10 protein-coding genes and 1 pseudogene are annotated in these 11948 nt (G+C 60.5%); 3 read left to right on the forward strand and 8 right to left on the reverse strand.

Translation table 11 applies throughout. The annotated features are described in order from the left end of the window. Window position 1: 1 nt before the first annotated feature. On the forward strand, window positions 2–952 hold the full coding sequence (locus AACY08_RS14015) for an alpha-E domain-containing protein (RefSeq protein WP_049708363.1): 951 nt from the start codon (window positions 2–4) through the stop codon (window positions 950–952). Between the two features lie 64 nt (window positions 953–1016). Here the strand turns inward: AACY08_RS14015 and AACY08_RS14020 are convergent, their stop codons facing one another. Together AACY08_RS14020 and AACY08_RS14025 are read right to left on the reverse strand one after the other, a co-directional pair. Beyond that, window positions 1017–1958, reverse strand: coding sequence for an alpha/beta fold hydrolase (locus tag AACY08_RS14020; RefSeq protein WP_339469952.1), 942 nt, complete (start codon window positions 1956–1958; stop codon window positions 1017–1019). Then, window positions 1915–2163, reverse strand: a pseudogene (locus tag AACY08_RS14025) (helix-turn-helix transcriptional regulator); the annotation flags it as partial. The gene AACY08_RS14020 and the pseudogene AACY08_RS14025, both read right to left, overlap by 44 nt. A 241-nt stretch (window positions 2164–2404) precedes the next feature. On the opposite strand from AACY08_RS14025, the gene AACY08_RS14035 reads away from it, so the two are divergent. Beyond that, window positions 2405–2602 (forward strand): hypothetical protein, encoded by a 198-nt coding sequence (locus tag AACY08_RS14035; RefSeq protein WP_339439231.1) that lies wholly within the window; start codon window positions 2405–2407, stop codon window positions 2600–2602. On the opposite strand, the gene AACY08_RS14040 is transcribed toward AACY08_RS14035, so the two are convergent. Together AACY08_RS14040 and AACY08_RS14045 are read right to left on the reverse strand one after the other, a co-directional pair. Continuing rightward, window positions 2592–4856: an ATP-dependent DNA helicase gene (locus AACY08_RS14040; protein WP_339469956.1), complete on the reverse strand. Its 2265-nt coding sequence runs from the start codon at window positions 4854–4856 to the stop codon at window positions 2592–2594. The two genes, AACY08_RS14035 and AACY08_RS14040, sit on opposite strands and share 11 nt — an antisense overlap. Next, window positions 4853–6499 (reverse strand): VRR-NUC domain-containing protein, encoded by a 1647-nt coding sequence (locus tag AACY08_RS14045; protein ID WP_339469957.1) that lies wholly within the window; start codon window positions 6497–6499, stop codon window positions 4853–4855. The genes AACY08_RS14040 and AACY08_RS14045 overlap by 4 nt, the downstream gene beginning before the upstream one ends. Before the next feature lie 186 nt (window positions 6500–6685). Between AACY08_RS14045 and AACY08_RS14050 the strand changes: the two genes are divergently transcribed. Beyond that, complete coding sequence (locus AACY08_RS14050) at window positions 6686–6910, forward strand: YgdI/YgdR family lipoprotein (RefSeq protein ID WP_339457037.1); 225 nt, start codon at window positions 6686–6688, stop codon at window positions 6908–6910. 159 nt (window positions 6911–7069) lie between these two features. Here AACY08_RS14050 and AACY08_RS14055 read toward each other — a convergent pair whose 3' ends face one another. From AACY08_RS14055 to AACY08_RS14070, 4 genes are all read right to left on the reverse strand, one after another. Beyond that, window positions 7070–8404 (reverse strand): TolC family outer membrane protein, encoded by a 1335-nt coding sequence (locus AACY08_RS14055; RefSeq protein WP_339469958.1) that lies wholly within the window; start codon window positions 8402–8404, stop codon window positions 7070–7072. A 2-nt stretch (window positions 8405–8406) separates the two neighbouring features. Then, window positions 8407–9720, reverse strand: coding sequence for an HlyD family type I secretion periplasmic adaptor subunit (locus AACY08_RS14060; RefSeq protein ID WP_339469959.1), 1314 nt, complete (start codon window positions 9718–9720; stop codon window positions 8407–8409). Further along, window positions 9717–11468, reverse strand: coding sequence for a type I secretion system permease/ATPase (locus AACY08_RS14065; RefSeq protein WP_339469960.1), 1752 nt, complete (start codon window positions 11466–11468; stop codon window positions 9717–9719). Before AACY08_RS14065 ends, AACY08_RS14060 begins: the two co-directional genes overlap by 4 nt. A gap of 103 nt (window positions 11469–11571) precedes the next feature. After that, a complete protein-coding gene (locus tag AACY08_RS14070; protein WP_339420180.1) occupies window positions 11572–11940 on the reverse strand; it encodes an AprI/Inh family metalloprotease inhibitor in 369 nt (122 codons plus the stop codon). Between the last annotated feature and the right edge of the window lie 8 nt (window positions 11941–11948).

The following is an 11948-nucleotide window of genomic DNA, read 5'->3' on the forward strand; positions in this document are numbered from 1 at the left end:
TATGTTGAGTAGAACCGCCGCAGACCTGTACTGGATGTCCCGTTACCTGGAGCGCGCCGAGAACCTGGCGCGGATGCTCGAGGTCAGTTATTCCCTGTCGTTGATGCCCCAGGCCGGGCGCAGTGATGGCCTGGATGAACTGGCCATGTCGCTGCTCAGCAGCGGCACCCTGGACAACTACCTTGAGCGGCATAAGCAACTGGATGCCGAGCGCATGTTGCACTTCTTCGCCCTTGACGAAGAAAACCCCGCCAGCATCTACAACTGCCTGCGCGCCGCGCGCGGCAATGCCCATGCGGTACGCGGGCGGATCACCGCCGACATGTGGGAAAACCTCAACGCCACCTGGCTGGAAATGCGCAGCATCGCCGCGGGCGGCCTGGCGCGGCATGGCATCAGCCACTTTTGTGATTGGGTCAAGCAGCGTTCGCACCTGTTCCGGGGGGCCACCTCCGGGACGATCATGCGCAATGACGCCTATCGGTTTATCCGCCTGGGCACCTTCGTAGAGCGTGCGGATAACACCTTGCGCCTGCTGGATGCACGCTATGAGATGTTTGGCGAGGAGTCGGAAGAAGTCAGTGACTTGTCGGCACGCGGTTATTACCAATGGAGCGCCCTGCTCCGAGCGTTGTCGTCGTTCGAGGCGTATACCGAGTTGTATCCAAATGCGTTGAATGCTCGCTCGGTCTCAGAGTTGCTGTTGTTGCGCAGCGATGTGCCGCGTTCGTTGCATGCGTGTATCGAGGAGTTGAGTCACATCCTGGCGGACTTGCCCGGCAGTTACGGGCGCACGGCGCAGCGGTTGGCCGCGGAGTTTGAGGCGCGGCTCAGGTATACGGGCATTGATGAGATTCTTGAGGATGGGTTGCATAGCCGGTTGACGGAATTTATTGACACGGTTCGGGAGTTGGCGCAGGCGATTCATAGTTCATATCTGGAAGTGGTTTAGAACACGACGCCGATCAAAATGTGGGAGCGGGCAAGCCCGCTCCCACATTTTGATCGGGTTGGGGTTACGGTTTTCGTAGGAACGCGAGCATCAGCGTGTTGACCTGCTGGCTTTGTTCGTTCTGGATCCAGTGGCCGCAGCTGGGCAGCACGTGTTGTTCAAGGTGAGGCACTGAATCGGGCATGCGTTTGAGCGTGTGCGCCTCGAACACGCCGACTGGGTCGCGGTCACCGATGAGGAATAGCGTGGGTTGCAACACCTGCTGGCCAGCCAGGCATTCGGTGCGTTGCCAGTTGCGTTCGAAGTTGCGGTACCAGTTCAGCGGGCCACGAAAACCGTGGTCGGCGAAGGTTTTTACGTAGACGTCCAGATCGGCCTGGGAACACCATTGCGGCAGTGCGCCGGGGGCTGGAACGCCTTCAAGTAACCTGGCGCTCGGCGGTTTCTTTTGCAAAAACACATCCTGATCCTGCATGAACAGGCGCAACGTGCGCTCGATGTCAGCGTTCAACTCCTGCTCGGCAACGCCAGGCTCCTGGAAATACAGGATGTAGTTGAAACGGTCGGCATACAGCTCGCGCATGATTTCGATGACCGGACGCCGCGCGCGCCCAGCGAATGGCACGGACATCGTGATCAAGCGCGTGACACGCTCGGGTTCGAGCAGCGCCAGGTGCCAGGCCACCACTGCCCCCCAGTCATGGCCGACCATCACCACCTGCGCATGGCCAAAATGGTCCATGGCCTGCTGGATATCCCCGCACAGGGTCAGCAGATCATAATCGGCGATCGCCGCGGGCGAACTTGTCTGGCCGTAGCCGCGCATTTCCGGGGCGAACACTCGGTAACCCGCAGCCGCCAATGCGCGAATCTGCTCGCGCCAGGAGTGCCAGCATTCCGGGAAACCGTGGAGCAGCCAGATCGGCGGACCTTCGTCGGCTCCCGTGACCTGCACACTTAACTCAATGCCGTTGACCTTGATCCTGTGCTGCCGGGTAGCGTTCATCAGAGGCGTCCTTGTGTAGTTTCCGCTCGCGGTACTCTCGCGGTGAGCAATTCATCAAACGTTTGAAAGCACTGCTGAATGCGCTGTCCGACTGATAACCCAATGCCTGGCCGATGCAGGACACACTGCTGCTGGAGGTGTTCAACGCCTGTACCGCCAAATGCATGCGCCAGCGGGTCAGATACGCCTGAGGTGCCATGCCAACACTCCCCCTCCACCACCGCGTTGAACTTGATGCCACCCGGTGGTGGAAAATCCAGCGCCCAGTTGCCGCCCGCCTTCAACCCTGCAAAATACGAGTGGTGACTGCGTAACAACGCCACCCCATCAGACAGGGTATCCATAAATAAAAAAGCTCCGGACGATCGCGACAGAAATACAGACTTTAGGCTATTCCGCGTCCGGCCCCAAAAAAACACTATAGGTCCTCCTGAGTGGAGAGCCTTATGACCAGCAAGCAAACCCCTATCAACAGCGGATTCGACGTCGCCGTGGTGCTGGACCAGCGTGGTCAAGCATGCGATGTAGCCGCCCCCGCTCACGATGAAAGCAGGCGCTCCGGCGTCTATCCCTGGGCCGTCGACCCGGAGCACGCCGAGCGGTTATGGGCATTGAGCGAGCGACTGTGTGGCGTCACGCTCTGATCGTCGGTGCCCACCAGCGCGGCAACAATTGGCGCACCCGCGCCTCGCCGAACCGGTCATCGATCAACATCACCACGCCCCGGTCCTGCTGGCTACGGATCACCCTGCCCGCCGCCTGCACCACTTTCTGAATGCCGGGGTACAGGTAGGTGTAGTCGTAACCCGCGCCGAAGATCGCGCCCATGCGCAGTTTCATCTGTTCGTTGACCGGGTTCAGTTGGGGCAGCCCGAGGGTGGCAATAAAAGCACCGATCAAGCGCGCACCGGGCAAGTCAATGCCCTCGCCGAATGCGCCACCCAGTACGGCAAAACCGATGCCCTGGCTGTGCTCGGTGAACTGGTCAAGAAAGGCCTGGCGCTCGGCCTCCGCCATGCCGCGTGACTGCTGCCAGAGCACGATCTGCGGGTGTCGCTCGCCGAGCAACTGCGCCACCTGCTGCAGGTAATCAAAGCTTGAGAAAAACGCCAGGTAGTTGCCAGGCTGTTGGGTGTACTGGTGGGCGATCAGCTCAACGATGGGTTCCAGCGAGGCGTTGCGATGCACGAAGCGTGTGGAGATTGCATCGACGATGCGCACCTGCAGTTGCTCGGCCTTGAACGGTGACTCCACGTCGATCCACGCGGTATCCGCCGGCAGGCCCAGCAAGTCGGCGTAGTAATGACGAGGGCTGAGGGTGGCGGAAAACAGCACGCTGCTGCGGGCCGCGGTCAATCGCGGGCGGATGAACTCAGCAGGTACCACGTTACGCAGGCACAGGGTCGAGCTGCTGCGTTTGCCGCTGAACTGGCGCTTGCTGATGTCGAAAATAAAGTGCTCGTTGAACAGCTCGGCAACCTTGGCGAATTGCAGCGCCTCGAAATAAAACGCTTGCAGGTCGCCACTGAGGGACTCGGGATGCTCGTTGAAATATTCGCCCATGGCGCTGGCGCACAGGGTCAGGGCCTGTAACAGTTTTTCGGGTCGGGCGACATAAGCCTGGTACGGCGCGAGCTGGTCCTTGTGCAGCGCGTTCCACTCACGGTTGAGGCGCTGCAAGGGTTTCTTTAACGCTTCTGGCGCGGTGTCGCGCAGGGTCTTGAGGCTGTACTGGTCAAGGCTGGCGCTGTACATCGAACGGGCACGTTCGACCAGGTTGTGCGCCTCGTCCACCAACACGGCGGCGCGCCACTGATTGAGCTGGGCCAGGCCAAACAGCATGGCGCCAAAGTCGAAGTAGTAGTTGTAGTCGGCGACCACCAAGTCGGCCCAGCGCGCCATTTCCTGGCTCAGGTAGTAAGGGCAGACGTCATGGGCAAGGGCGACGTCGCGCAGGTTTCGCTGATCGAGCAGGCGCACCTTGGACGCGGCAATGCGCGCGGCGGGCAAGCGGTCATAGAAGCCTTGGGCCAGGGGGCAGGAATCGCCGTGGCAGGCCTTGTCCAGATGTTCACAGGCTTTGTCCCGCGCCACCAGTTCCAGCACGCGCAATGGCAGGCCGGGGCTGCTGGCGTATAGCACTTGGGCCGCATCCAGGGCGAGCTTGCGGCCGGGGGTCTTGGCGGTGAGGAAGAACAGCTTGTCCAGTTGCTGGGGCGTCAGGGCCTTGAGCAAAGGGAAAATCGTGCCGATGGTCTTACCGATACCCGTAGGCGCTTGAGCCATCAGGCAACGCCCGGTGCTGACGGCCTTGTACACCGACTCGGCCAGCGAACGCTGGCCAGGACGAAACCCGGCATGGGGGAAAACCAGGGTGTGCGCGGCGTTGTTGCGCGCTTCGCGATGCTGCATTTCCTGCTGGGCCCAACCGAGGAACAGCGTGCATTGCTGATTGAAGAACGCCTCCAGCTCAGTCGCTTGAAAGCGTTGGTTCAGCACCGTCTCGCCTTCGCCGACGATATCGAAGTACACCAGTGCCAAGTCAATGTCCGCAAGGCCGAGTTTCTGGCACATCAGCCAGCCGTAGACCTTGACCTGGGCCCAATGTAGTTGGCGATGGTTGGCGGGCTGGGCATCGAGGTCGCCACGATAGGTTTTGACTTCTTCCACACGGTTGGCGTCCGGGTCATAGCCGTCCGCCCTGCCCCGTACCTTGAGCTGCTGGTAGTCGCCTTCAAGCGCGACTTCATTCTGATAGTGCTTGCTGCGCCGTGAAGCGACGGTGCGGTGGCCGAGAATGCCTTCCTGGGCGCTGGGGGAAGGCGTAAAGCGCAGGTCCAGGTCACCGACCTTGGCCGTGAACTCACACAACGCACGCACGGCAACGCTGTAACTCAAGCGGACTCTGCCCAGCGCACATAGCAGACCGTCACTGGCATCTGGTATTCGCCGCAGAACTCCAGCCAGCGCAACTGGTTGTCTTGCAGGCGATCGCCAGGGCCCTTGACCTCGATCATGCGGTAGGTCTTTTGCTCGGGCCAGAACTGGATCAGGTCGGGCATGCCAGCGCGGTTGGCGCGGATGTCCAGCAGCAGCCGTTCAAACCAGTAATGCAGATGCTCGGCGGGCAGGCATGCCAATGCCTGTTCCAGCAGATCTTGGCTAAGCAGGTTCCAGAACACAAACGGCGACTGGATTCCCCACTTTTCGCTATAACGCTGGCGGATGGTGGTTTTATAGCGCTCGTCCTGCAACTGCTCGAAACACCCGGCGAACAGCGGCGCGCGGCGCTGGTGGAAGTCTTCGCTGTGCAAATCTGCGGGGCCGCGCTGGAACGGGTGGAAAAACGAACCTGGCAGCGGCGCAAAGATCACGTCCCAGCACAGCAGGCCGAACAGCGAATTGATCAGTCCGTTTTCAACGTAATGCACCGGGCCATCGGGCTCGCTGAGGTGAGCCTGCACGCAGTACTCCACCGACATCAACGGCTCGGGCAGCGCCAGGGCAAGATCCAGTCGCGTGACCGGCCGGGGCTTGGTTTTGGGCAACGCCGGTTCGCCCAATTTGCGCCGCAGGCGTGGCAACACACGCAACACGTGTTGCTGCTCGGCGGCGTTTTCCGGCATTTGTTGAGCGGCGTAAGCCAGGGCAATGGCCTGGGTGTAATCTTCCTGACGCTCCAGCACGCGGATCAGTCGCGCGCGGGCACCTGGGTAGGCGCACGCGCGGTAAATCTGCTCCGCCAAGCCCAGTTCCGCATTGCGTTCACAGTACTGGCCCACTTGGAACAATAGCTTGGCCCGGCGTTTTTCCAGCCAGGGGTTGTCGGTGTTCAGGGTGGCGATCCGCACGAGCACCTCTTCCAACGCCTGGCCCGTTTCAAAGGCCTGCTGGCATTGGTGCAGGAACAGAAAGCCGTGCACGTCGTCACGGCTGCGCAAACCCCGGGATTCGGCACAGAATTCGACTTTTTCATAGGTATAGATGCCAAGGTCGGCCAGCACGAATTCTGACCAGTCCTGATGCAGGTTGCCAAAGAACATCAGGCGCAGGCGGTCGCACAATTCCATCACGGTGAGGCTGTACAGCGTGTCAGCCAATGCGGGGCACCACGTGGCGAAACTGCGGCTGTTGACAAACTGCGCCGCCAGCCCTTCCAGCCAGTCGGTTTTCCTCGCTTTGGGTTGGTCGATCCAAGGCTTGAACGCCGCGAGAAGTTCGCCTTTCTGCAACAAGGCGAACAGCTCTTCAAAGCTCAGCAGGCATTGATCATTCACCCAGCCCAGTGCCAACAACGGCTCGGCAGCGGCGTGCGGGCAACCGATCTCGAGGTAACTGAGCTTGCCCGCACGAAAATGCACACCCTTGCGCATCACCATGCGCACCAACAACGCCTGGGACGCTTGCGGCAACCTGTCAAATTGCTGAATGAAATGCTGTTCGTCCGGATCAAGCAAATCCCCATAGCGCTGCCCCAGCCAATGCAGGACCTGGCGGAAGTTATGCAGGTAATAGAGCGGGTCTTCGAGGGGATTGGCCATGGCGCACAGCGATCAAATACTGGTTATGCATACAGAGTGCCGTCGCAGATGCCAGGTTGCAATCGGTAATAGATAAATGGCGCCTGCAACTTTTTACATAAAAGTGATCAGATGGGTGAGTCGATGGCGTAACATTTGTGGCCCGCGGCCTCTGGCGTGGGACTTTTCAGGGTTAAGGTAAGGGTTATGAACATGAAGAATTTGAGTCTGCCACTGGTTGCACTCACTTTTCTGGTATTGGCCGGTTGCGCGACGCAAACCGTGGTGACGCTGCAAAATGGCACACAGTATTTGACCAAGGACACCCCAAAAACCAAGACTGCCGACGGTTTCTACGAATTCACCGACATTGCCGGCAAACGCATCCGTGTCAAAGCCGACGACGTAGCCACCGTGCGCAAGGAAGATTAGGCAACGCAGGTCAAATGTGGGAGCTGGCTTGCCTGCGATAGCGGTATCTCAGATACATAGCCGCTGCATGACACTCCGCCATCGCGGGCAAGCCCGCTCCCACAGTGAATTGCATTCCAGCCTCCCGGCTGATGTCCATCTCCCGCAAAAAAACCACCGCTACAACCGCGGCCCAAACGCCTCATCCACCTTCGCTAAATCAGTATCCCGCAGATTCCCCGCGTAATAATGCAACTTGGTCCAAGCCATCAAATAGTCATACCGCGCCTGCGCCAGGTCACGCCGGGTGCTGTACAACTGCTGCTCAGCGTTCAGCGCATCAAGGTTGACCCGCTCCCCCCCGAGGATGCTCTGCTTGGTCGACACCACCAGCGCTTCGGCTGACACCAACGCCTTCTGGTACGCTCGCAACTTGCTCACCCCCGACAGACACGCACTGAACTGGCGACGCAGCTCGATCAGGGTTTCGCGGGTCTTGCCCTCCAGCTCGTACTCGGCCTGCTCCATGGCGCGGCTGGCCTGGCGGGTGGACGCCGAGATACCGCCACCGGCATACAGCGCCAGGCTGACTTCGACGCCGATGGTGTTGGTGTCATAGCGTTGGTTGTAGGTATTGCCGCTGTCGGACTCCTGCTGGCGCGAACTGGCGTACGCCGTGACCTTGGGCAAATGCCCGGCGCGGTTGCGTTCCACCTCATAACGCGCCACTTCCAGGGCCTGGCGCTGGGAAGCCAGCGTGGGGTTGTTGCTGATCGCCAGTTCATGCCAGGTGTCATAGTTGGCCGGGGTCAAGGTGAACGCGACAAAACCCTGGTTCAAAGGGGCCAGGTCATTGATGTTGACGCTTTGCACGCCGATCAATGCACCCAGCTCGCGCAAAGACGCGTCCTGTTCATCCATCGCCTGGATTTCTTCGGCGGTGGCCAGTTCGTAGCGCGACTCGGCCTCCAGAATGTCCGTGCGAGTACCCTCGCCCTGCTGGAACAGGTGCTGGTTTTGCTGGAACTGCTGCTCGAAGGCCCTCTTCTTGGCGCGGGCGATGTCGATCTGGTCCTGGGCAAACAACGCCTCGGTGTAATACGTCAGCACGCGCACCAGCAGCGCCTGGCTCTTGTCGCGAAAGCTTTCATCGGCGAACAGCGCCTGGGCCACGCCTTTACGGTAGTTGGCGTAGGCCTCGTAGTCGAGCAGCGGCTGTTGCAGGCTGAAGGTAGAACCGTAGCTGTTGTAGTTGCGGTCGTCGTGATAACTGCCGCCGCGCCCGTCCGGCAAGGTGGCCTGGGAGTTATTGCGGCCCTTGTTGTAGTTGTACGACAGTTTGGGCAACAAGCCCGCACGGCCGATGGCGCGATTCTCCAGGCCGGCGTCACGCTCTTTGATAGCGCCGAGGAACACCGGGTCGTTACGCAAGGCCTGCTCGTACACATCGAACGGGCCCATGGCGGCCTGGGCGTTGGCGCAGGTCAACAGCAAGGCGATAAACACAGCTTTCATGTCTATTCCTCGGTCATCGCGGAGCCGGCGCGGTCGAGCAGCGGCTTGAACAGGTAATTGAGCAACGAGCGCTCGCCGGTACGCACGAACATCTCGGCGGGCATGCCTGGCTTGATCACCAACCCGTGGAGTTTTTCCAGTGCCGCGTCGCTGACCGTGGAGCGCAGCACGTAATACGGCGCGCCAGTTTTTTCATCGAGCATCTGGTCGGCGGAGATCAGGCTGACCTCGCCCGGCACACGCGGTGTGCGGCTCTGGTTGAAAGCGGTGAACAGGATGTCGACCGGCAGGTGCGTTCCCACTTTGTCCACCAGGTGCACCGGCAAGTGCCCTTCCACTTCCAGGCGCGTGTCCTGGGGCACGATCTCCAGCAAGGTCTCGCCGGCGCGCACCACGGCACCGACGGTGTGCACGCCGAGGCTGACCGCGATGCCATCCGCCGGGGCGTTGATTTCGCTGTGTTGCAGGTCGAACCCGGCTGAGGTGAGTTGCTGTTCCAGGGTCAGGCTGCGCAGTTGTGCGTCGGCCAATTGGCTGCGCACTTCCTTCTGGTATTCCTCGCTGTGCTGCTGCAATTTCAGGCGCGATTCGAGGATGCCCTGCTCCACGCGTCCACTTTCGCCGGTGTTCTGCGCCAAGTCCTGTTGCACTTGGGACAACTGCCGCTGGTACTCCATCAGCCGGTTGCGCGGGATGTAACCGTTGTCGGCCAACGGTTGCAGGTTGCCGAGTTGCTCGCGCAAGGATTGGGCCTGCGCCGTCAGGTCGCTGCGGGCACGGCGCATGCCGTTCAGTTGCGCAGTGGCACCTTCAATATTGGCGCGGATACCGGCCTGTTCGCGGGCAAACGCTTCGCGACGGCTGCTGAACAGTTGGCGCTGGCCTTCCAGTACCAGCGCCAGGGCTGGGTCGGGATTGGCGCCCAACTCGGCAGGAAAGGTAATGCGGGTTTGGTTGTCACGCTCGCTCTGCCAACGCGCCACGCTGGCCCAGGCCATGCGGTACTGGGCTTGCAGTGACTGCACGTCGGCCTGGTGCTGGGTCTGGTCGAGGCGAAACAGCGGTTGGCCTTGTTTAACCGTTTCACCCTCCTTCACCAGAATCTGGCTGACCACACCAGGGCTGAGGGTTTGCACAGCTTTGCGCTTGCCGGATACCACCACCGTGCCCTGTACAGGAATGCCCTGGTCCAACGGGGCCAGGCTCGCCCACAGGAAAAATCCGCCGGCACCGACTACCGTCAGCAACCAGCCCATTCGGGCGAAGAACCCGGCGTCGCGCTCTTTGAAACGCGGTTCAAAAGTGATGCTGCTCATGCGCCTGGATTCCTTCCGGCCTGGTACTGACGACTGAAACTGACGCCGGTTTTTTCCTTCGGTGCTTCCTGCTGACCCGACAACGCCCGCAGCACCTCCTGGCTCGGCCCGAACGCCTGCAAATGCCCTTCACTGAGCACCAGCAGCTTATCGGCCTGGGCCAGCGCCGAAGAGCGATGGGTCACCAGCACCACGCTGCTGCCCTGGGCTTTCATCTGCACGATGGCGCTGGCCAGGGCGGCTTCGCCGACGGTGTCGAGGTTGGAGTTGGGCTCATCCAGCACGATCAGACGCGGGCCGCCATACAATGCGCGGGCCAGCGCCACCCGTTGTTTCTGGCCGCCGGACAGGCCACCGCCGTTGTCGCCCAAAACGGTGTCGTAGCCCTGGGGCAACCGCAGGATCAGTTCATGCACGCCCGCCTGCTGCGCGGCGCGCACCACTGATTCGGGATCAGCTTCGCGAAAGCGCGCGATGTTGTCGGCGATGCTGCCGCTGAACAGTTCGATGTCCTGGGGCAAGTAGCCGATGTGCGGCCCCAGGTCGTTGCGGTCCCAGCGATGAATATCCGCGCCATCCAGGCGCACGGTGCCGGCCAGCGTCGGCCATACCCCCACCAATACACGCGCCAGGGTGGATTTGCCAGAGCCCGATGCGCCGAGCACACCGAGCACTTCACCGGCGCCCAAGTTGAAGCTGACCTGCTGCAAGGTCGCCACACGCTTTCCGGGCGGGCCCGCACTGACCTGCTCGAAACTGATTTGGCCGAGCGGCGTCGGCAATTTCATCTGCTCCACTTGCGGAGGAAACTCGCGCAGCAACTCATCCAGCCGCTGGTAGGCCAGCTTGGCCGAACTCCACTGCTTCCACACCGCAATCAACTGGTCGATGGGGCTGAGCACCCGGCCCATCAGGATCGAACCGGCAATCATCATCCCGGCGGTCATATCGCCTCTGATCACCAGTAAAGCGCCGAGCCCCAGCACCAGCGATTGCAGGCACAGGCGCAGGGACTTGCTCAACGACGTGACCACCGAACCGGTATCACTGGCCTTGTTCTGCAGGCCAAGGAACCGCGAATGCACAGCAAACCAGCGTTTGCGCAGCGCGCCGAGCATGCCCATGGCCTGAATGGTCTCGGCATTGTGCAAGTGGCTGGTGGCCAGTTGCGTGGATTGCTGGGAGTAACCGCTGGCCTCCCCCAACGGCTTTTTGGTCAGGTATTCATTCAGGCATGCCAAGCCGATCAGCAGCGCGGCACCGGCGGTGGCCAACACGCCAAGCCACACGTTGAACAGGAAGATCACGAACAGATAAATGGGAAACCACGGCGCATCGAAAAATGCGAACAACGCAGGGCCCGTGATGAACTGACGAATATGGGTCAAGTCGCCCAAGGATTGCCCGGCATGCCCCTGGCCACGTTGCAGGTTGCGTTCAAACGCGGCCTTGTAGACGCGCAAGTTGAAACGCCGCTCCAGTTGGCTACCGATCCGGATCACGATAAAACTGCGGATCACCTCAAGCAGGCCGATAAACGCAAAAAAACCTACGACCATCAGCGTCAACATCACCAGGGTGGTTTCATTCTGGGAGGACAGCACACGGTCATACACTTGCAGCATGTAAATCGACGGCACCAGCATCAACAGGTTAATCAATGCAGTGAAACAGCCAACACTGATCAAGATGCTCTTGTATTCACCCAGCGCCTTGAATAACGGCGCGACGGCATGGGACTTAGCCATGGTGTCTGATCTTCCCTGAACCAAATTGCGCGCGATAGTTGCCTTTGCCCCGACGCACAGGGCGGCCAACTAATAAAATCAAGTTATAAACGTATAACAATAACTAAGGTGTGCGTTGCAGGACAACTTCCAGCCCACTGGGCGTGCGACCTTTATATTCGCCCTCTGTCTGGCGGTTCAGGTGGGTAATCCCGCTGCCCTCGGCATTCATCAGCCAAATTCCGTCCGGTGTTGGCGACCAGCTCAGGGGCTTGTCGCCCAGCCACTGCTCGACACACGCCACGTCGCCGCCCAAGGCATTGGCCTGCTCCAGCAGGTCCAGCGCGCACACCCGATCCTGCTGGTGCAACTGCCAATGGCCGGCCAACTGGGCGGTGGTAGGTAATACAAGACTGCTCGCCATTGCGTGGGCTCCTGCCGACACGAACATCACCTGCAACACGCAGGCGATCAATTTGAAAAAACGCTGCATCGCTATGC

The sequence above is a fragment of the Pseudomonas sp. EL_65y_Pfl1_R83 genome (genome assembly GCF_963970695.1).
Lineage (GTDB): Bacteria > Pseudomonadota > Gammaproteobacteria > Pseudomonadales > Pseudomonadaceae > Aquipseudomonas > Aquipseudomonas tritici.